The 21,987-nt window shown below is 64.7% G+C and carries 13 protein-coding genes; 4 read left to right on the plus strand and 9 right to left on the minus strand.

Going from position 1 to position 21,987, the window contains the following annotated elements:
• Window positions 1–110: 110 nt before the first annotated feature.
• From DK26_RS27555 to DK26_RS27570, 4 genes are all read right to left on the minus strand, one after another.
• Entirely contained in the window at window positions 111–1,454 is a 1,344-nt protein-coding gene (locus DK26_RS27555) for an HlyD family type I secretion periplasmic adaptor subunit (RefSeq protein ID WP_066479933.1), read from the minus strand.
• A 57-nt stretch (window positions 1,455–1,511) separates the two neighbouring features.
• Window positions 1,512–3,932, minus strand: coding sequence for a cadherin-like domain-containing protein (locus DK26_RS27560; protein WP_066479877.1), 2,421 nt, complete (start codon window positions 3,930–3,932; stop codon window positions 1,512–1,514).
• On the minus strand, window positions 3,929–5,719 hold the full coding sequence (locus DK26_RS27565; protein ID WP_083533653.1) for a type I secretion system permease/ATPase: 1,791 nt from the start codon (window positions 5,717–5,719) through the stop codon (window positions 3,929–3,931). Before DK26_RS27565 ends, DK26_RS27560 begins: the two co-directional genes overlap by 4 nt.
• An 88-nt stretch (window positions 5,720–5,807) precedes the next feature.
• Entirely contained in the window at window positions 5,808–13,199 is a 7,392-nt protein-coding gene (locus DK26_RS27570; protein ID WP_066479885.1) for a peroxidase family protein, read from the minus strand.
• 485 nt (window positions 13,200–13,684) lie between these two features.
• On the opposite strand from DK26_RS27570, the gene DK26_RS29210 reads away from it, so the two are divergent.
• Entirely contained in the window at window positions 13,685–15,172 is a 1,488-nt protein-coding gene (locus tag DK26_RS29210) for an ATP-binding protein (RefSeq protein WP_157089875.1), read from the plus strand.
• Between the two features lie 3 nt (window positions 15,173–15,175).
• Here DK26_RS29210 and DK26_RS27580 read toward each other — a convergent pair whose 3' ends face one another.
• Both DK26_RS27580 and DK26_RS27585 read right to left on the minus strand, forming a co-directional pair.
• Window positions 15,176–15,868 (minus strand): response regulator transcription factor, encoded by a 693-nt coding sequence (locus tag DK26_RS27580; protein WP_066479889.1) that lies wholly within the window; start codon window positions 15,866–15,868, stop codon window positions 15,176–15,178.
• A gap of 449 nt (window positions 15,869–16,317) precedes the next feature.
• A complete protein-coding gene (locus DK26_RS27585; protein ID WP_157089876.1) occupies window positions 16,318–16,860 on the minus strand; it encodes a protein tyrosine phosphatase in 543 nt (180 codons plus the stop codon).
• A gap of 129 nt (window positions 16,861–16,989) precedes the next feature.
• On the opposite strand from DK26_RS27585, the gene DK26_RS27590 reads away from it, so the two are divergent.
• From DK26_RS27590 to DK26_RS27600, 3 genes are read left to right on the plus strand one after another with little or no spacing between them, the layout of a single operon-like run.
• Window positions 16,990–18,186 (plus strand): ABC transporter permease subunit, encoded by a 1,197-nt coding sequence (locus DK26_RS27590; protein WP_157089877.1) that lies wholly within the window; start codon window positions 16,990–16,992, stop codon window positions 18,184–18,186.
• Between the two features lie 2 nt (window positions 18,187–18,188).
• Window positions 18,189–19,286, plus strand: coding sequence for an amino acid ABC transporter permease (locus DK26_RS27595; RefSeq protein WP_066479905.1), 1,098 nt, complete (start codon window positions 18,189–18,191; stop codon window positions 19,284–19,286).
• Between the two features lie 31 nt (window positions 19,287–19,317).
• Complete coding sequence (locus DK26_RS27600; protein WP_066479907.1) at window positions 19,318–20,001, plus strand: GntR family transcriptional regulator; 684 nt, start codon at window positions 19,318–19,320, stop codon at window positions 19,999–20,001.
• Here the strand turns inward: DK26_RS27600 and DK26_RS27605 are convergent.
• From DK26_RS27605 to DK26_RS29530, 3 genes are all read right to left on the minus strand, one after another.
• Window positions 19,977–20,495, minus strand: a complete 519-nt coding sequence (locus DK26_RS27605) for a hypothetical protein (RefSeq protein WP_066479911.1) — start codon at window positions 20,493–20,495, stop codon at window positions 19,977–19,979. The genes DK26_RS27600 and DK26_RS27605 overlap by 25 nt on opposite strands.
• Window positions 20,496–20,598: 103 nt before the next feature.
• The gene (locus DK26_RS27610; RefSeq protein WP_066479913.1) at window positions 20,599–21,642 is read right to left on the minus strand and encodes a transporter substrate-binding domain-containing protein; all 1,044 of its coding nucleotides are present in this window, start codon (window positions 21,640–21,642) and stop codon (window positions 20,599–20,601) included.
• A 131-nt stretch (window positions 21,643–21,773) separates the two neighbouring features.
• The coding region (locus DK26_RS29530; protein WP_210179292.1) for a hypothetical protein at window positions 21,774–21,987 on the minus strand (214 nt) is incomplete at its 5' end.

Below are 21,987 nucleotides of genomic sequence, written 5' to 3' on the forward strand. Positions count from 1 at the left end.
AGGAGGCGCATCATTGCGGCTCACGCCACCAGTCTTTTGGTCGCGGCGATATCTCCGGATTGGGTGGCAGCCCGTCGGTTGTCGAGTGCCGTTGATTGGCTGCTTTGGTCCTATCTCTCGCGAAACATGCGCGAAGCGTGGTCGAGGAAGGGCTTTGCGAGATAGGAGAAGGCCGTCCGCTCCTCGGTGGAGATGAACACCTCCACCGGCATGCCCGGGAGCAGCTTGCGCTCGCCGAGCGCCGCCACATCACCGTCGATCTGCACTTCGCCGATGTAGAAGGTCGCGCCGCTCGCCGGGTCCTTCGACGTCGCGGGCGAGACATGCACCACCGTGCCGGGATATTCCGGCGTGCTGTTGCGCGCAAAGGCCGAGAAGCGCAGCCGCGCCGTTTGGCCTTGCCGGACCTGGTCGATATCGGCCGGCGAGATCCTGACTTCGACCGTGAGCCTGGCGTTGCGTGGGACGATCGTCGCAAGGCGCGCGGCAGGCGTGATCACCCCCCCGATCGTAAAGACCGTGAGCTCGTTGACGACACCTGCGATCGGCGCCCGGATCTGGGTTCTCGACAGCCGATCCTCCGTCGCCAGGCGCCGCTCGGTCAGTTCCGAGACCTTGGCCTCGATCTGGCGGAGTTCGCGCTGGGCTTCGGTACGTGCCGTGTCGTCGACTGCGATGACCTGCAGACGCGCCTCGCTGATGCGCAGTGACGCGCGCGCCAGGGCCGCCTCGATCTCGCCGCGCTCGCCGAGCAGGCGCGCCCATTCACGGTTGATGTTGTAGACCTTGGTGCCGTCGATGAAACCCTTTTCGAAGAGGCCGAGATATTTCTTGCGCTCGAGCTCGACGAGCCTCAATTCCTCGACCTTCGCGACCTTGCGCGCATTGAGGCCTTTGATCTCTTCGCCGGACTGAACGATGCTGATCTCGAGCTGCTCTTTGCGGCTTTCCCGGTTGGTCTTGTTCCCGGCGAAGAGCCGGGTCTCGCCCTCGATGATGTGAGGCGCCTCTTCGGAGAGCTCGGCCAGGCCCGGCGGAAACACGATCTCGGGAAGGTTGTCGCGCTCGGCGATCAGACGGATCTTCCGACCGAGGTTTTCGCTGAGCTGCGAACGGACGATGCTCAGCTCGGCGCGCGTCTGAACATCGTCGAGCTGAAACAGCATCTGGCCTTCGGCGACGCTGTCGCCCTGCTGGACCGCGAGCTTCTGAATGATGCCGCCGTCGCGATGCTGCACCTCCTTCAGGTTCTGGTCGACCTTGACGGTGCCCTGCGCGATGATCGCGCCGCTCAGTTGTGCGGTCGCGGCCCAGCCTCCGCAACCGACGATCAGCATGAGCGCCAGCGTCGAGCCGATGATGACATGGCGCTTGAGCCGGAAGCTGCTTTGGCGCTCCGGGACCTCGTTCACCTTGGGTGCCGTGTCGAACCGGCGTGCATCGAAGTTCTGCATGTTCACGGCGGCCACTCCATCCGCACCCGAGCTGCAATACGCGCAGCTCTGCGCTGGCTAGAAGTAATAGAACTTGTGGTTTCCGAGGACCTGGATCGAGAAATCCCGCTCGTCATCCTGCTCTAGGTAGACGTCGACGATCGTATGTTCGTTGCCGTCGATCTTTTCGATGCGGAACCTGAACGGTTGCGAGCTCTCCGCGTCGCCATAGGTCGCGTCGAAGCGGTCATCCTCGCCTTCCGCTTCGGCCTGATCGTCTTCTCCTTCGTCGAAGTCACTACGGAGCTGGTACTGCTTGACGACGATACGGTCGCCGGCATCGAGGTCCAGGATCTCATGAATGAGATCGCGCTGCTGATCGCCCAGCGAGACCTCGAAGACGAAAGCATCGTCCCCCTCGCCACCGGTTAGCGTCGTCGACTTGTCGCCGACCACGAACTTGTCGTCGCCCTTGCCGCCGATGATGGCTTCGATGTTGACGGCGATATCCTTGCCGATCTCGGCGCCCTTCGCCGTGCCGGCGATTGCATCGACTTCGACGCCTTGCGTGGTACGGGAGAGGTCGAGGGTGTCGGTGTCGTCACCGCCATCATAGCGATCGTCATCCTGGTCGAGTGTCACGACGAACGTGTCGTCGCCCTCGTCGCCCGTGACCTGATCGGTACCGGGGCCGGCGTCGATCGTGTCGTTCCCCTTGCCGCCGGAGACGATATCGTTGCCCGCGCCGGCGGAAATCTCGTCATCGCCGTCCTCGCCAAAAACCCGGTCGTCGCCCGCACCGGATTCGACGACGTCATTGCCACCGCCGAGGCGTACGGTGTCGCGCCCGGCACCGAGCCGAACCGTATCCTGACAGTCTCCCCCGATGACGACGTTGTCGCCATCGGCAGCGACGACCCGGTTCTTGCCGCTCCCGGTCTGAATGATGTTGTTGCCCCGGCCGCCGTCGATGTCGTCATCTCCCGCGCCTCCATCGATGAAATCGTCGCCGTCCTCACCGAGAAGAACGTCGTCTCCCGCGCCGCCGAAGAGTTGGTCGCCGTCGTCGCCGCCGGAAAGCCGATCGTCACCGGCGCCGCCATCGATCATGTCGGCGCCGGCCCCACCGGAGATCACGTCGTCGCCCTCGTCGCCCGCCAGGGTGTCGTCACCGTCTTCGCCATGGATCTCGTCATTGCCGGATCCGCCGGAGATCTGGTCGGCGCCTGTGCCGCCAAAGGCGATATCGTCGCCTTCCTCGGCGTAGATGACGTCGTCGCCGTCATCGCCGAAGATGCGGTCATTGCCCGCTCCGCCATGGATGACGTCGTTGCCGGCGCCGCCGAACACGATGTCATTGCCCACTCCGGCATAAACGAGGTCATGGCCCGCGCCGGCGACGATATGGTCGCTGCCGAGGCCGCCATGGATGATGTCGCTGCCGCCGCGGGCGTGGATATTGTCCGCCCCGTCGCCGCCCATGATGATGTCGGCGCACTCCGTCCCGATCAGGATATCGGCCGCAGCGGTGCCGTTGATCTCGGTGAACTCTACCACCTCCAAGCCCGCCGTCTGCGCGACGGCGACCTTGCCGTCGCTGACCTCGTATTCCAGCCGTACCGGGCCGTGGGAGCCTGCGGCCGGCTTGAAGAGCCAGCCGCCTTCGACCGGGGTCAGGGTCCCGCTGGAGACGCGCAGATTGACGATGGACAGGGTATCGCCGTCCGCGTCGAACGCGCCTGAGAGCAGCGCCGCGACGGAGACGAGCAGCGTCTCGCACATCCCGATGCTCGGCAGGGTGACGACGCCACGCAGGACCGGCGCCTGATTACGCGGGGAGCGATCGTTCGGGCTGGCGCTGCCGGGCTTTTCGTCTGGGCTGTCGTCACCGGGTTTCTGGTCCGCGACCTGATCATCCTGATCAGGCTGTGGCACGTCGCTAACCGGTTTCAGCGAAATCGCCCTGCCGGCTTCCTCTCGCGGAAGGCTCGCCGGCCTGGAAGAACTCCCGCCATTGTCGCCGACAGGCCCGATGGCCTGGAAGCTGCGTGCCAGGCGGTTGTCGTTGCTCGGCAGGTCGAGACCGAACGGAGCCCTTGGCGAATCCGAGCGCGGCAATGGCAGCTGCTCATAATCGATCGGCGGCGAATCGATCCCGAGAAAATCCGCGATCCCGCCCACCGGCGCGCTTGGGGCGCCGGAACCCAGCGCCGGCTCCCTTTCGCCCTCGCCGAGCGCTCCCGTCTCCTCTTCCGCCACAGCGCCCAGCACGTCTGGCGCGTCGCTGCCCTTCGCCTCCGGCTGCTCGGTGGCGGGCTCCGGACTGGATCTGGCGAAGCTGGGGAACAGGCTCGCGATGTAGGTCGCGATCGCAGCCATTGCGAGCAGGACCGCGCCGACCAAGCGCGCGGGCCGGCTTTCGGCCTCGGGCGTGCGATAGATCTGCTCCGCCGTCGGGAGGTTGGGTGATTGGGGTTTGAGAGCCTTGACCTCGATCATGCCGACACCCGTTCGTGCTTGGCATTGAAGTGGCCGGTCATGGGAGCGACCGGGGCGGCGCTCGGCTGCGCAGGGGGCGCCCCTGCGCCATGTCCCGCCGAGGGCACCAGGATCTCGCTTTTCGGGCCGAAGGCGATGAGCTTGCCGCTCTGGATCAGGCAGACATAGTCGACGGCGACGAGGGCGCTTGGCCGATGCGCGACGATGATGGCGATGCCGCCGCGTTTCTTGATCGCCTCGACCGCGGCGTTGAGAGCCGCTTCGCCCTCGCCGTCGAGATTGGAGTTGGGCTCATCCATGACGACGAGAAACGGTCTGCCATAGAGCGCGCGGGCGAGGCCGATCCGCTGCCGCTGCCCGGCCGATAGCGCGGTGCCTTGCGAGCCGAGCTGCGTCTGGTAGCCGTTGGGCAGCCGAACGATCATTTCATGGACGCCGGCGGCCGCGGCGGCTGCGACGATGTCGAAAGCGTCGGCGCGCGGATTCAAGCGCGAAATGTTCTCCTCGACCGTCGCGTCGAGCAGGCTCACCTCCTGCGGCAGATAGCCGATCGAGGCGCCGAGGCTCTCCTCCGGCCATTGGCTGAGTTCGGCCCCGTCGAGCCGGACCGAGCCGCGCAGCGTCGGCCAGATGCCGGTCAGGGCGCGTATCAGGGTGGTCTTGCCGCCGCCGCTGGGACCGATCACGCCGAGGGCCGTCCCGGCCGCCATCTCGAAACCGACCTCGCTGAGCAGGACCTGCCCCGTACCCGGCGCGGCCACCGTGATCTTCTCGACCTTGAGGGATTTGGCCGGCGGCGGCAGCTTCATGGGCTCGATGGCCTGGCTGAGCGCCACCACCGTGTCACGCAGCCGGGCGAAGGCGAGACGCGCGGCGACGAAGCCCTTCCAGTTGGCGATGGCGAGATCGACCGGAGCCAGCGCCCGCGCGGAGGCGACGGAAGCCGCGATGATGGCACCGGCGGACAACTCGCCCTTGATGGTGAGATAGGCGCCAAGGCCGAGGATCGCCGATTGCAGGATCATCCGCAGCACGCGCGAGATCGCGCCGAAGGTGCCGCCGAGGTCGTTCGCCTGCGTCTGCAGCTCCAGATGCTCGCGATTGGCCCCGTCGAAGCGCGCAACGGCCTGGTGGGCGAAGCCCATCGCCTTCAGCACCTCGGCATTGCGGGCATTGGAATCGGCGATCGCGTTGCGCACGATGCCGGCCTGGCGCGTGGTCCCATTCAGCCGGCGCGTCAGCACTTCGCTGAGGATCGTCAGCAGCGTCAGGATGAAGGCACCGCCGAGCGTCAGGGCGCCGAGCCAGGGATGCAGGAAGTAGACGAAAGCGAGGTAGAGCGGAATCCAGGGCAGATCGAACAGAGCGCTCGGGCCCTGGCTCCCCAGGAAGGCACGCACCGTGTCGACATCGCGTCCGCGCTCCAGCGCCTCCGCGCTCGAGAATCCGAAACGGGGCATGTCGATCGCGACGCGATGGGCGATCGGCGCGATGTCCTCGTCGAGCCTGGCTCCGACGCGCACCAGAACCTGCGAGCGGATCACGTCGAAACCGCCCTGGAACAGATAAAGACCGATCGCCAAGGTCGAGAGCGCCACCAGGGTCTGCACGCTGCCGCTGGTCAGTGCCCGGTCATAGACCTGGAGCATGTAGAGCGAGCCGGTCAGCGCCAGGATGTTGATGATGCCGGACATCACGAACAGGAAGATGAAGGCACTGCGAAAGCCCTGCGTGAGCTTCGCTGCATCGCGCCTTCTGGCGCTCGCCAGTTCTCGTGAAGAAGCCATGATCGCAATCCGTCAGCATTCACACGCGGGGGAATGTCGGAAAGGCAGGGAGTGGTCCGGGGCGCGGACCACTCCCTGAAGTCGGACCTCAGAGATTGAAGTTGTCCGAGGTCAGCGTGTGGCTGCCCTTGAGCTCGATGCGGAACTCGGCGTCCGTCGCCGCATCGACGTTCCCCTTGACGATCGTGTAATCGCCGTCAGCCCGCGTCTCATAGGTCACCACCAGCTGGGCGGTGGCGGTGAAGTCGGCGCCGGGCACCAGCGTGAAGGCCTGGTTGCCGGCAACCGCCGTGTTGGCGTCGATGCCGCTGACGTCGAGCCGGTCGCCGGGCTCGAAGCCGAGGATCGTATCGCCATCCGCCCCTTCCTTGCTCAGGAAGCGGAAGGTGTCGTTGCCGGTCCCACCTTCCATCACGTTCACCGCATTGCTGGCCGTGATGGTGTCGTTGCCGGATCCGGTGGCGACATTCTCGATGTTCCAGAGCGAGTCCGTCCCGCTCTGGCTGCTGCTGGCGCTGCCGCGCCCGAGGAGCCCGTTGCCGAGATCGACGGTCAGGTTGGCGGTGATCGCCGACAGGTCGAGCGTGTCGTTGCCGACACCGCCGTCGGTGCCGTCTCCGTAGTAGGAGTCGTTGCCGTCACCGGCTTCGCCGACGATCACGTCGTTGCCGGCGCCGCCGACCACGGTGTCGTTGCCGGTCCCGCCGGAGAGCAGGTCGTCGCCACCGTCGCCGAACAGCTTGTCGTCGCCAGCCTCGCCATAGAGCATGTCGGCACCGGCGCCGCCGAAGAGCTGGTCGTTCCCCGCCGCCCCGAAGATCACGTCGCGGCCGGCGCCGCCATCGGCGACATCGTCTCCCGCACCCGCCGAGATGGCGTCGTCGCCACCCAAGCCGGTCAGCACGTCATCGCCGCCCAGGCCGACCAGCGTGTCCGCTGCACCGGTCCCGGTCAGGACATCGTCGTGCGGGGTGCCGGTCCGCGGGCTTCCCGCGGTCGGCGCCGGATTGGTCGGAGCGTCGTCATCGTCATCGTCGTCGCAGCCGGAGCCGTTGTGATGGTCGTCGTCATCCTCGTCTTCGTCGTCATCCTCATGGTTCGAGAATTGCGGCATTCCGCCGTTGGTCTTGAAGGAGAGGGTGTGCGTCGGGCTCGTCATCTTGGTGACGCCGTCCTCGGTCGTGACGTCGTAATCGTCCGGGGTCGCGCTTCCCGGCAGCTCGATTACGTCCTGCGGCCGCAGCGTCCCGATGATCGTGTCGTTGCCGCCATTCGACCTGAAGACGATGCGGTGCGCCGAGGACAGCGAGGTGATGTCTATGGTGTCGTCACCGGCGTTGCCGTCGATGGTGATGGTGTTGAGTGCCAGGCTCGTCCCGGTGAAGTCGCCGAAGATCTGCACGGTGTCGCCCGCTCCGGCGCCGCCATTGACCGGGTCGGTGGCTTGCGTGCCGATGCGGATCTCCTCGATGTTGTCGAGTTCCGCGATGATCGAGGTGTTGCCTCCGGTGGTCCGGGTGATGACGATCTCGGTATCCGGCTGCAGTCCGCCGAGCAGGAGCGTATCCTCCCAGTAGTCCCGGGCGTAGACGCGATAGGTCTCCGCCTCGCTCGCCCGGGTCGTGACCCGGAAGGTATCGGTGCCGAAGTCGCCATTGACGATGTCGAAGCCGTCAGTGGCGTTCGCGGCGTTGGCATTCCAGGTGATCGTGTCGATCCCGGTGCCACCGAGGATCACGTCGTCGCCGAGGCCGCCGGAGATCGCGTCATTGCCGTCGCCGGCGTCGATCCGGTCGTTGCCGGCTCCGGCATTGATGGTGTCGACGCCGGCGGCGGCGAAGATGATGTCGTTGCCGCCGTTGGCGTTGACCGTATCGTTAGTGCCGGCGAGGACATAGATTTCCGCGGCGTCGTTGCCAGTGACCGTCGTGCCGGTGACACGGGTCACGTTCACGGTCGCTCCGTCGGTCAATGTTCCGTCGCTGCCGGTATAGGTGAAGGAACCGCCAGCGTTGCCGGTATCGGAAACCGTCACGGCGTCGGCGCCCAGGACCGGAGCGCTGAGGCTGTTCGCACCGCCGACTGCGGTGATCGTCACGGGCGAGCCCTCGGGATCGCTGTCGTTGGCGAGCAGGGCCGACCGCTGGATCGCGAAGCTGGTGTTCGCGGCAACGTTGGTGATGACCGTATCGTTGGCGGCGATCGGAGCGTCGTTCGTCGCCACGACATTGACCGTCGTGGTGGCGACCGCGCTGTTAAGCAGGCCGTCATTGACGGTGACGTTGATCGTCCGGGCCACCGTGGACGGATTGTCGGACGTATTCGAGAACCGAATCTGCTGGAGCGCCGTCTGGTAGTTCGCGATCGACGTGCTGCCGGTCAGGTTCAGGACCAGCTGCCCGGCAGGCGGATTGGGGTCGAGTGAAGAGTTGATCCCGCCTGGCAGGCCACCCACCACCGACAGGGCATCGCCTGCGCTGGCATTAGTAATGACGATCCGCGCCGATGCGATGGTCGTGCCGTCATCGGTGATCCTGACGCCCGCGCCGATGGCGACCGGGGTGCCGTTCTCGGTGAAGGTGGCCGCAAAGTTGTTGCCGGGCGTGCCGGGCGTCGTCGTCGTGCTCGTCGTGGCGATGTTGAAGTTGTTGATGAGTACGTATTCGCCGGCGCTGATCCCGGTGGTGACGAAGCGAACTGCCGAATTCGCGCCCGCCCCGGTGAGATTCAGGCCAACGCTATAGATATCGGCGCCGTCACCTCCGCCAGAGTTCTCATTGATCGTCGTCAGGACGGTGAAGTTCCCCGCCGTGAAGGATCCGGTCGGGGAGTACAGCACCTGGACGAATTCCCCGGCATCGATGCTGCTGGTGCCGTTGTTGCGATCGTAGCTGAACGACAAGGTCGCGCTGGTCAGGCCGCTGAGATTGACGGTACGGGTGATCTCAGCGCCATCGCCAGCGGTGAAGCGCAGCTCGTTCGATCCCTGCCCGCCCCCGGCATCGAGCTGAATCTGGCCATTGGTGACGGCGCTTCCGCCCGACGGATCGTTGGTCTCCACCCAGGGGGTCGCGGCCCAACCCACGGTGCCGTTGCTATTGTTGTGGTTAGGGGCGTCGAAGGTGTCGCGATAGGCCTCCGGGGTCGTCGTCGTCGTCGTGACGTCGCCATGCAGGTCCAGCGTCGGCGCCAGCAGCGAGATGTCCTGGTCGGTAAAGTCCAGGATCTCGACATTGCGGATCGTGTCCGTGCCGTCAGTCGCGAGGCCGCCGGTATGGGCCACGGTCACGGTGCCGTTGGGATTGAAGGTGATGTCGTACTCGGCTCGCGCACCGGAGAACACGGCGCGGTCGATATCGGCGATGCCGTCGCTGTCGGTGGTCTGGCCGAGCGCTTCCTGCGCCGTGCTGTCCCGGATCGTCCGGACGATCGAGAGCTGGCCGGGATTGATCGTGCCGTTGAACATGGCGTTCGCCAGCGTCGTCATGCTCTTGTGCAGGGCGATCGGCGTGCCGGTGTGATTGACGTCGTTGACGGCGAAGACGCCGATCTGCACGTCGAGCCACTTGTCGCCATCGATGATGTCGTCGCCGGCAAGGCCCGTGATGACATCGCTGCCGTCGCCGCCGAGGATGATGTCGCCCGCCGAGAAGGACGTCACGCCCTGGCCGAGCAGTTCCTGGAGGCCGGCGATCAGAGCAATGCCTTCCGCGTCGAGCGCGCTGCCGGCAAAGCCTTCCGTGCCGCCCTGGGCGGCGGGCAGCCGGTCGGCCGCCGTCGCCTCGGAGCCGGTCAGGACGTCGTTGAAGCGGGTGCCCGACAGGCCTTCCATCGATGCATATTCGTCGAGTGCCGCGTTCTGGGGCAGGGTCGGGGCTTCGTCGAAGACGATCGGAATCGACAGGTTGGCGTTCACCCCGATGGTGTTGTCCTTGTAGGTCGCCCAGTCGAAGCCCGACATGCCGGCCATTTTGCCGCGGCCGGCGCTGCCGACCATGATGTCGTCGCCGCCTTCGCCGATGAACTCGTCGAAGCCGCCGTCGCCGAGGAACACGTCATGGCCGTCGATGCTGTCATGCGCGAAGACCTCGTCGAAATTGTCGCCGGGCGCGCCATCGAAAGTGCCGGTCTCGATCCAGTCATTGCCCTCGTTGCCGAGGATGCGTTCGGCGTTCTTGTTGCCATAGATGAAGTCGTTGCCCGTTCCGGCGAAGACTTCCGAGCCCATGTCGGTGCCGAGGAAGATGAAGTCCTGGCCGTCATTGCCCATGACGAGATCGAGGCCCGGGCCGGCATGGACCACGTCGTTGCCGGCACCGGCCTTGATATTGTCGTCGCCGCCGCTGTCCTTGATGATGTCGTCGCCGTCACCACCATTGATGATGTCGTTGCCGAAGCCGCCTTCGAGCTTGTCGTTGCCGGCGTCGCCGAACAGCGTATCGTCGCCGATACCGCCGATCAGCGTGTCGTTGCCGTCGGTTCCGCCGAGAACCACATGGTCCGAGCCGGTATAGCGCAGATAATTCGTGTCGGGCCCGACGGTTGACGGGTCGTTGCGGATCACCAGTTGCGTCAGGATGCCGGTTCCGACCGGATCGGTGCTTTCGAGCGTGCCGTTCCCGTCGAGATCGTTGAACTGCCTAGACTGGTTGACCTCGAGGATCAGGCCGGGGGTCGAGAACACGTCCGACGGCAGGTGCGTCGCATCGGTGTTGCGCATGATCATGCCGGCGAAGGAGTTGTTCTCCATCTCGCCGAACAGGTGCAGGCCGTCGAGCCGCTGCAGATAGTAGAAGCGGTCGCCGTTCTGCAGCTTCTCCATCTGCACTTCGAAGACGAAGTTGAAGGTCGAGCCGAGCATGCCGCCGAACGGCATGATCTCTTCCGCCAGGCCGCCGATCCAGAGATCGACATTGTTGAGGCCGCCGAGCGCGCCGTTCGGCCCATAAGCGCCCTGGCCATTGAGGAACTCAATGGCGTCGGTCGGCATGACGAAGCCCGGCAAGGTGGCGAACTTGCCCACGGCCGAGCCCTGGATCAGCGTCAGCGCCGCATCGCGCTTGCCTTCGATCGTGGTTTCGTTGGTGATCAGCGTATGCGTGCCATAGGCCGCTATGAAGTTGATGATCGAGGCCTCGTGCTTGAGGTGCCCGGCGAAGTCGACCCAGCTCTCATAGGGCTTCAGCAGGACGTCCTGATTGGTCGCCTCGTAAAACTGCGCACGCGCCTGGTTGAGCGAGGGAACGCCGGTGTCGCGCCCGCGGGCGAGGTTGATGGTCGCAAGGTCGAGCGGCAGGCCGAGCAGATTGTTGCGCAGCGCGCTGGTCACGAACTCGTCGATCTCGTTGCCGACCTGGCGGGTCATGCCCCGGATGATCGAGCCGGCGGCGATCTCGTCGTCGATCACGCCATTCAGGCCGTTGAAGGCCGTCGGGTTGAGGAAGCCTTCGATCAGGCTGATCGAGTTCGATGCGTAGTTGGTGTCGAGCCGGTCGATCTGCTCGGTCAGCATCGAGTGGCCGAAGCGGTAGACCACATGGGCGAACTCGGCGACGATCGAGGGATCGATGGTGGTGTCGAACCCGTCGGGCACGAGGAAGACGTTGATGTTCGGCTGAACCTTCCGCGCGAACTCCTCGAAGACGAGGTGCTGATACTGCATCTCGGTGCCGAATTTCGCCGCCTGGAACAGGCGCTCGCCGTCCCAGATCAAGCCGGTGGCGCTGCCCGGGACGGTCGTCACATCGTTGACCAGCCATTCGTTCAGGAAGGCGACCGCCTCTGCCTGCGAGGCTCCTTCGGCCAGCATGGTGTTGGCGTCGGCCAGCACGACCTCTTTGGTATGCTCGACCAGCCGGTTGTGCTCGGAATGGAAGACATGATGCACGGCGGTGAGGCCGATATTCTCGTTGGCGCGGCCGTCGCCGGCGATGAAGTGCGCATCGAGCAGCTCGTTGTCGTATTCGGTGTCGCCATTGCCGGGATTGCCGAGGCCGATCGTGATGTCGCCATCGGCGATCTTGCCGATCGGGACCGCCTCATGCGCGATATCGGCGAGGAAGGCATGGCTGGTCCGGAGGGCAGTGGCCGTCGAGATGCCCAGCCCGCCATTGGCCAGCGGGTTGCCCTCCATCACGACGTCGTCGGCGGTGTTGGGAATACCGTCGAGGCCGATGCCGGTAATGATCTGCGGGAAGCCGTTCGCGCCCGGAATGAAGTTGCCATAAGCGTCGGTCCGCATCAGCGGCACGCTGCCGACGTCGTTGTCGGTCAGCTGGATGCCGAGCACCGTCCGGGCCTGGAACTTGACCTCGCCCCAGGTCGCCATCCCGCCATTGGCGCCTTCGATCAGCTTGCCGGTGGCGACGGGGTCGCCCGCAGCGTTCAGCACATACTGGCGCAGGAAGACCTGGTGCGAGGGATGCGAGGTATAGGTCTGGTTCTGGTCGACATAGGCGGTCGTGGTGTTGACGGGGCGTGTGTCGTCCGCGCCTTCGTTGATCCCCACCGTAGCTGGGTTGTCGCCCATGATGCCGTCCGGGCCCGGTCCTACGGTCGCGCGCGTCAGCACCATGAAATTGGTGTGGCTACCCTCGACGTAGAGCGGATCATCCGGCTGCAGCGGGATGAACACGGTGCCGCTGCCGCCCTTGTTGACCAGGTCGAGGCCGTGATCGAAGAACTGGCCGAACAGCGTGAACCACGAATTGAACGGCGCCGAGAGGCCCTCGTCGGGAGCGACGGCCGGGAGATGGACGTTGTCGCCGTCCATCGCGATGCCGAACGGAACGAGGGCGGCATCGCGAACCACGCGCGCCGCTTCCAGCGCGGTCACCGTGGCAGCATGCGCGGTGGTTGCGGCCGCCAGCGCATCGAGCGCCGTCTGCTCGGCGGGCGACGGGGGCGTATTCGGATTGCCGTCGCCCAGCGCATCGGCAGCGGTCTTGGCGTTCTGCATCACGACGCGCGCCTGGTATTCGGCGTCGAATGCCGGCTTGAACGCTTGGTAGATCGTCGTGATTGCCGCGAGATCGGTCATCTGCGTCGCCGAGCCGGCGCGCTGCAGGGCCGTCAGGATCGCCGCCGGGTTGCCCAGCGTCTGGTCGACGAGCAGGTTGGAAATGGTGCGCAGGCTCGAGTCGAAGACGAGCGAGTTGGGATTGTTCGACGGGTTGTAGTTCGCCGCCGTCGGCATGGGCGGGGCACCCACGCCGGGGCCGTCAGGATCGAAGACCGTGCCGTCTGCCGGCCGGTACTGCGGCGGCAGCAACTCGGGGAAGGGATTGTCGGCAGCGCCCCACTCCTCCTGCCCCGGAAGCAGATGGTTGTAGGAACCATCGACGGTACGAAGCCCCCAGGCAATGTTATAGGCTGGAATTTGCCCACCGGGACCGAACAGCGGCTGGCCGTTCGCATGGTTCTCGGCGATCTTGATCTGCGCGAGAATGAAATCGAGATCGCTTCTGATGTAGGATACCATCTTACCGTCTCCGATTTTTTGTGACCGACCGCAAGGACAGTTCAGGCGACAAATAGACAGAATCTATATTGCTACTATTGATATTATTACTGTTGATTTATAAAATTTAGTGCGAATAACATAGAATCCGTATCGTCGATCATTGTTTCGGATTGGCGGTTTTCATAGCTCGGAAGGTCCAGCCAAAAATACCGACCTTGGTCGGCAGTCGGCGGCAGACTTTCGTACGCTTGAGATCGGGGTCGGAGCGGCTAGATTTCGCCAGAAGTAGCGCGCCTTGCGCATGCTGCAATGAGCGCCCCGCCGGGCGCAGGCAGCCGCAAGGCAATCTCCTTGCAGAAGCTCAAGCAACGATTCTGGAGCGAGGGCAGGTTTTGGCGAACGCCCTTTATTATCTTGTTATTTCATAGGAAATTGGTTTTCACTGGCAGTGACCTGGCACGCCCGGTCGGAGGGTACTCGGCCTGAATCCATGAGGATTGCGGATGAGCTCGCCTGCAGATGGAAAGCCCCGGCAAGGCCCCGACCTTGCCGCTCCGCCACCGGCTTCGATTGCCCCAACGCGTTGGTTGGGGCTCGGCCTGCCGAGCGCTGTTGCACGGCATTGGCGCGCGCTCAGCCTGGAACGGAAATTCCTGATTACCGCCGCGCTGGCAGTCGGACTGTCGATGGCGACGCTTGGCTACTGGGTCGAGAAACGCATCCGAGACGGCTGGGTCCAGGGCATGGCGGAGACAGGCGCCCTGTACCTGGAGGGTTTTCTCTCAAATCACGTGCAGTTGCTGGAGCATTCGAACCGCCTGACCCCGGAGAGCGAAGCGGAGATAGACGATCTGCTTTTCAAGACGAATCTTGGAAGTCGCGTCGCCATCATCAAAATCTGGGATACCAGCGGAAATCTCGTCTACAGTACGAACAAGTCAGACTCGCATCAGAAGATGCATCCAGATTATATTTCCAGGACCCTCTCGGGAAATGTTGTTATAGACACGGACCCGGACGATGAAAAAGGAGAATTTAGATCATCCGATAACAGCAACCGACTTATTGAAATATACGCTCCAATTTATAAAAGAAAGACAAAAGAAATAATTGCCATTGGCGAATTTTATGAGTTCGATACTAGAATTCAAAAAGAATTGTATGAAATGGAGATTACAACATGGATGCTGATTGCACTGGTTGCATTAATTATTGTATTTCTACTCTACCTAATTGCGAGTCGTATTAGCCGAACGATTGGGATGCAGCAGGACTTGCTGGAAACGAACCTTGCACGTGCGGCGGCGCTGGCCAAACGCAACAACGCCTTGCGTCGAGCGGCGGATCGCGCCCGTCTCAATGCTTCCGCCTTGAACGAGACTTATCTGGCCAGCATCGGTGCGGATATCCATGACGGCCCAATCCAGATTCTGAGCCTGATGATGCTGAAGCTGCCGCGGGCCACGGACCAGGACGGGCACTCAGGAGAGCTCGCAAGGACCATCCGTCAGAATCTGGAGCCCTTGATCCAGAAGACCCTGGCCGAATTGCGAAATCTGTCTGCCGGCCTCGTCCTTCCCGAGCTTGAGCATCTGTCCCCCGCAGAAACCATCGACCTGGCGGTGACACGCCACGAGGAGCACACCGGAACCCGCGTCGCGCGCGATCTCGTGAACCTGCCCAAGCACACCCCCCGCGCCATCCGGGTCTGCGCCTATCGGGTGATCCAGGAGGCGCTGAACAATTCCTACAAGCACGCCGGAGGGCGCGGGCAACGCGTAACGGCGCGGCTGGAAGGCAAGATGCTGGAGATCGCCGTCGCCGATAGCGGGCTGGCCTCGTCATCGCAGCTGCACCGCCCGGCTGGCAGCGGCAAGCTCGGATTGCGTGGCATGGAGAGCCGCATCAAGGCCCTGCGCGGCAGCCTGGCGATCGTCAGATTGCAGAACGGCGGAACCGAGATCCGCGCGAGCCTGCCGCTGCGGGCCTAGTGCTCAGGGGAATGCCGGCTTGCTTATTCTGGGCGAGGCGCCTGCGGCCTCGAGCGCCGCCGCATTCAGCCGCTGGGCAGCAATGACGACTTCCAGCCTGTTGCGCGCGTTCAGCTTGTGCATGAGGTGGGTCATATAGCCCTTGACCGTCTTCTCGCTCAGCGAAAGCGCGCTGGCGATCTCCCGGTTCTGCTTGCCGCAGAGCAGCAGCTTCACGATCTGGTCCTCGCGAACGCTGAGGCGGGTGGCCTGGACAGCCTTCTTCTCCAGCGCCTTGCACTGCAGGGCGCCGATCACTTTGGCGGAGAAGCACGGGGTGATGTAGATTTCGCCGCGGCAGGTCGCCTCGATCGCCTCGATCAGATCCTCTGCCGTACTGCCCTTCAGCACGTAGCCCTTGGCTCCGGCCTCCAGGGCCTGAATCGCATGATCCGTGCTGGTCGAAGCGGTGAAGACCACGATCTTCATGTCCGGCGCAACACGTTTGGCGTCCGCGATCGCCTGGAATGCATCGCCGGGCATATTGAGATCGACGACCATGGCGTCAGGTTTGTGCTTGGTCGTAATCGCGCAAATATCACTGGCTTGCGACCCCGCCGATGCCAAGGCGAATCCAGGCTTTCTCTGCATGAGAGAAACGATACCTTCCATCAGGAGAGGGTGATCGTCGACGACTGCGATCGTTATCCGTTCCATAGCCCTCTCTCTGCAAAACATCGCCGCGGCTTTTTGATTAAATTTAACCAATCGCACCCAAAAGACAGGCGAAGAGACAGCTCTTGATCGTCGAATACCTATCGGCTTCTACTCTCCCAGTACCTTACACGCCGGCCATCGAACCGCGATACGCTCACTGTGATTACCCCCCTTGGTACGGCCTGCTCGGCACAGGCTGGCCGTACCAGCGGCACAGCAAGGCCGACGACGGCGCTCTCGGAGTTCCGGAAAGACGGAACGATCGCAGTAGAAGCTGTCCGGAAGTCTTCGCCGGCATGCACTTCAAAAGAGGTAGTTGACCGACAACGACTCTGCGCGGTGGCCGCCTCCGATGCTATCGCAGTGAGAAAGCCATCTCTCCTGGAGCGTAGTCGGCGTCACGGCGCCAACCGAAGACGAGAGGCCCTTCGGCAAAGCCGAATGCCGGGTCAGCCCGCCATTCTCGGCGGGAGGCTCATCAGATACTGGGCCTGCGCCGCGGTCTCGACGGCCTCCGCGGCATGCTGCCGGCGGATGGTCGCGATCGCGTCCGCGGGGGCCTGCCCCGCTTCGACTAGGAGCTGTGCCGCCATCGTGCCGGTGCGCCCCAGGCCGGCCCGGCAATGCATGGCCCAGCTCTCCCCGGCCCGGAGGCGGCCGAGCAGATCAAGCCGTTGCCAGGAAAGGGCGAAATTGTCGTCGGGTATGCCGAAATCGCGAATGGGAAGATGGGCCCAGCGCAGCCCGGCCCGTTCGACGGCGGCTGCGAACTGCACGCGCCCGCCCGGCAGCTCCGGCGCCTCGACGAGACTGACCATGCCGTAGGCACCGAGCGTCACGATATGCGCGAGATCGTCGATGAGAGCCGCGCTCGCCTCTCGCTCCGACCCCGCGGGCGTTGACCATCGCCCCGGGCACGGCGAGAGCAGAAGCCGTCCGGCAATGCCGGGCAGCGCGATGGTGGAAACAGGAGGGACGGTCAAGCTGCGCACGATGCGAGGCCCAGAATGCTGTGCGCAGGATACTGCGGCTCGGGACGGACGATGTCGCGCAGGACGCCGATAGCCGGTCGCGCGTTCGATGATTGACATCAAGACATAGCTGTGTACAGCTATTCAATCATGTTGTCCAGCTCTCCGCGCCCCGCAGAGACCAGCGCGTTACCGCCACCGACACCGGGCTGGCGGGATCGTCTCGCCGCCTGCCTCTGGCCGGCCGTGATGCTGCTGGGCCTCGGGCTGCTCCTCGCTCTGGCCGCGCGCAATGTCTCCGCCAATCTTGCGGCGGCCGGAATGGAGATAGACTTCTCCTTCCTCTGGCTGGAAGCGGGCTTCGACGTCAGCGAAAGCCTCATCGCCTACTCGCCGCGCGACACCTATGCGCGCGTGCTGCTCGTCGGCATTCTGAACACGCTTCTGGCCGCAGCCGTCGTGCTCGTCCTGGCGAGCGGCCTCGGGCTGGTCGTCGGCGTCGCTATGACAAGTTCGAACTGGCTCGTCCGGACCTTGGCCCATGGCTATGTCGAACTGCTGCGCAACCTGCCCAAGCTGCTGATCCTGATCGCGCTTTATGTGATGATGGTGCGCTATCTGCCCCATGTCCGCTCGGCCTGGACTGGGCCGTTCGGCGCCATGCTCAGCAATCGCGGGCTGTTCCTGCCCTGGCCGGTCATCGAGCATGGCGGCAGGCTACTGACCCTGGCGAGCGGGCTCTGGCTGGCCGGCTGGGTTCTGTGGGCGCGACTCGCCCGGCGCAGGCAGGATCGCACGGGCCAGCGCCACCCCGTTGCCTTGCCGGCCATCGCGATCGGTGCGCTGCTCATGGTCGTCCTCGCCCTGCTCGGCGTGGTTCGGATCGGCTGGTCGGTGCCGGAGCTGAAGGGCTTCAATGTCGCCGGCGGCATGAGCCTTTCGCTGCAGTTCACTGCGCTCGTCGTGGCACTGGCCGTCTATCACGGCGGTCAGATCGGCGCGATCGTCCGTGGTGGCATCATCGCAACCTCGCCCGGGCAGCGCGAGGCGGCGCAGGCGCTCGGGCTCGACTGGTTCAAGACCATGCGGCTGATCGTGCTGCCGCAGGCGCTACGCGTGATCACGCCGCCGCTCGGCAACCAGTACTCGAACCTGCTCAAGAACACGTCCATCGCTCTTGCCGTCGGCTACTCCGACCTGCTCAGCGTGGTCAGCACTTCAGTGAACCAGACTTTCCGACCGATCGAGCTGATGATGCTCGTGGCGGGCTTCTTCCTGATCGTCAACATGCTGATCTCGGCACTGGTGAACTGGTTCAGCCACGCCTACCGCCTGAAGGGACGCTGATCATGGCGATGGTCTCCGTTCCGCTCCCGCTCTCGGGCACACCGCGCGCAGGCCGGGCGAAGGCGCTGTTGGCCTGGCTGCGCGCAAACCTGTTCTCGAACTGGTGGAACGCGCTGCTGACCATCGCGACCCTGATGCTGCTCTATCGCTTCACGGCGGCGGCGCTGAACTGGGCGGTGCTCGATGCCGTGCCATTATCGGGCAGCCGGGCGGATTGCCTGAAGGCGGCGGGCGCCTGCTGGGCCTTCCTCAGCGAAAAGGCCGATCTCGTGCTGACCGGCACCTATCCGGCGGCAGAGCGCTGGCGCGCCTATCTCGCGAGCGCGCTGATCATCGCGACGATCCTCGTCTTCGCGCTGGCCCCAATCGGGTTCTACGGTCGCGTCGGCATGACCGGTCTGGCTGCGGCTGCCTCGTATTTGCTGCTGCGCGGCGGGTTTGCCGGCCTGCCGCTGGTCGAATCCCATCGCTGGAACGGCCTGCCTCTGGTCCTGTTTCTGTCCACCTTCACGATGGCGGTGGCCTTTCCCTTGGGCGTCGTGCTCGCGCTGGCGCGCTGGTCGCGGCATCGGGCGCTGAATCTGGCAGCGGTCGGGTACATCGAGACGGTACGCGCCATCCCGATGGTCGCTGTGCTGTTCGCCGGCATCTTCGTGCTGCCGCTGCTGTTGATGCGCGGCGCGACGATCGAGCCCGTGATCGCCATTCTGATCGTGCTGACGCTGTTCTACGCCGCTTATTTCGCGGAGGATGTCCGCGGCGGCCTGCAGGCGCTGCCGAAGGGCCAGGTCGAGGCCGGCGCCAGCCTGGGCCTTTCGGGCTTTCAGCGCATGCATCTGATCGTCCTGCCGCAGGCCCTGCGGACGGCGGTGCCCGGCCTGACGAACTCGATCATCGGCAGCTTCAAGGATACCTCGCTTGTCGCCATCGTCGGCATGCATGATTTGCTCTCGACCTCGCGCATGGCTTATGCCGATCCGCTCTGGCAGGCCTATGCGCTCGAGGCCAATGTGGCGATCGGGCTGTTCTATTTCCTCTGTTGCTGGATGATCTCCGAGCGCGGCCGGCGGCTCGGGCACGGCACCGGCAAAGTCGGTTGATGGCGGTCCTGGACGACCGGAGAGGGCAAGGATGATCGAGACCACGATGCCGGAGGCTCAGCAGTTGCGCCAGCTGGTCCGCTCGCGCAACGACGTGATCTTTGAGATCGTGCGCGACCGCATCTGCCTGCGCGAATATGACGAGGGCCATGTCATCCACGAGGCGGCCCTGGCGACCGAGTTCCGGGTCAGCCGGACGCCGATCCGGCAGGTGCTGCAGCGCCTCGTCTACGAACAGCTCGCAGAGACGCGCAACGGTGTCGGCACCATCGTCTCCTATGTCGACCACCACGCCGTCGACATGCTGCGATTCCGTATCGGCCTGACCCGCCTCATTGCCGATCTCGTGCCGCTGCAAATGCCGGCCGGCCTCAAATCGGATTATGCGCGCCTGCTCTCGCTGGCCGGTCAACTGCGCGACGACTCGTCGCTCAAGGACGTCTGGGCCGTCTGGCGCTCCCACCACGAGGAGCGCAACGCCCTGATCGGCGACGAGGCGCTGCGCCAGATGGATGACATGATCTTCTTCCGCATCGCGCGTAGCTGGGTCGCCTGGCTGAAGCGCGACCCGCGCCTGATGCGCGAACTGCTGACCGCGGAGATCGTCGCGACGGCACAGGAGGCCGGCAGCCTGTCGGCTCCCGAGCTGTTTCGCCTGCACGCGACGCATCTCGAGCTCTTGCTGGCCCGCTACGGCGCGCAGGACAGCAGATAGGCGACCTGATCGTCGCTTTCGATCGCGTCCGGACGGGCGGTGCGGACCGCGGCGATCGCCGCCGGCGCCTCGCTTCCCGCCGCGATCAGGACGCGGGCTGCCATCATGCCGCTGCGGCCGGCGCCGGCGAGGCAGCAGAACGCCACGCTGGCACCGAGATCGAGTTCCGGCAGCACCGTGCCGGCGAGGTCCTGCCAGTAGGAGCTGGTCGCGGGAGCGCAGAAATCGGCGATCGGCGCAAGCGCGACCGCGATCCCGCGATCGCTCGCCGCTCCCCGCAGATGCGCGACATCCTCCGGCTCGCATTCGTCGCTGTCGAGCAGGCTGACCAGAAGCGTCACGCCCTTGGCCGCCAATCTGTCGAGGACGCGCTCCTGGCGATCGCTGTCGATACTGCGCTCGCCGCGGCGCAGGATAACCAGCCCGGGAAACGGCAGCATGCCGACGGTGCCGCTGAACCCGCGCGGCGAGACCCACGCGATATCGTCGTCCATGCCTTCCCCTCTATGGCGAGGCGCGCGCGGCCCTGCGGCCGCGTGCGCCTCGAATCCATTAGAGCGGAGCCGGCCCCCTGCTGTCGAGAACCCGATCGCCCCTTCAGCGGATCGGGAAGCTGAACATCAGGCCGCCATCCTTGGTCAGGCGGTTCAGCGAGGCGGCGCGGTCCATGGCGAGCGGCGAGCCCTTGCCGATGTGCTTCTCGAAGACCTCGCCGTAATTGCCGACCTGCTTGATCAGGCGAGAGCTCCATTCCGGGTGCAGCCCGAGCTTCTTGGCCATGTCGGCGGTCGGGCCGGTGGGCGAGATCAGGCGCTGCTCGTCGATGGGCAGGTCCTTGAGCGTGGCCATCTTGGCATCGATATTGGCCGAGGTGACGCCGAACTCTTCGGCGGCGATCATCACCTGGACGCCCCAGAACAGCGCCTTTTCGAGTTCCGTATCGGGCCGCGAAACGAGAGCGAGCGGCTCGGTGGCGGAGCGCTGCGGGACGATCACATAGTCGTCGGGCTTCGGGGCGAGCAGCCGGTCGGCGGCCAGCGCCGAGATCGAGCTCGCGACCGCATCGCATTTGCCGGAGAAGAAGGCCTGCAGGCGCGCCGTCTTGTCGGCGATGTTCTCGACCTTGTAGGGCAGCTTGGCGGCGCCGAACCAGTCGGCGAGATAGAGCAGCGTGGTCGAGCCTTCCTCGGCACAGACGGTCGCTCCCGAGAGGTCCGCGAGCTTGGTCATGCCGAGGCTCTTGGGCACCATGAAGCCCTGGCCGTCGAAGAAGGTGGTGGTGACGAAGGACACGCCGGGATCGGCATCGCGGGTACCGGTCGCGGTGATGCCGCGGGACGCGATATGGGCGCTGCCGCTGATGATCGCCTTCAAGCTGTCGGAAAAGCCGATGCCGCGCAGCTCGGCCTTGGAGGCGTCGCCGAAGATCGCGGCCGAGGCCATGCGGCAGAACTCAACATTGAAGCCGCGGAACGTGCCCTGGCTGTCGGGGACGGAGAAGCCCGGGGAGTTCGGGTTCACCAGGCAGATGATCTTGCCATCCTGCTTGATCTTGTCGAGCACCGGGCCAGCCTGCGCTGCCGGCGCGATGGCGAGCAGCGTTGCGGCGGTCAGGGTCGCGCGGAGCACCGGAAAAGCCATCTGGATCCCCTCGAGTTTATGATTGGCTTATAGCTGTGAAGCTGTATACAGCGATGCTTTGCATGCGTCAAACATCCGAGCGCCTGACCTTGAGAAGCTAAGTGTCGCTCAAGGCGGATCTGCCGAAGCTATCAAGATTGTTGATCCGGGGCCGGAGCCGAGCGGCTCGCGTTGCAAAGCCCAGCGCCGATACCGGAGATGCCCCCCACGAACTGCGAGGTCGAGTGCTTCATCCATTCCGGCTTGCGCAGAAAGGCCCCTGCGGGAGGCCGGTTGCGAGTACTCGCCTCGGTGCAGGCCTTCACGACGCGGCGCCACTTGTCTGCTGCGGCCGGCGCATCGGGT

Origin of the sequence: Allobosea sp. WAO, from assembly GCF_001509835.1 — a bacterium.
In the GTDB taxonomy this organism is placed as follows: domain Bacteria; phylum Pseudomonadota; class Alphaproteobacteria; order Rhizobiales; family Beijerinckiaceae; genus Allobosea.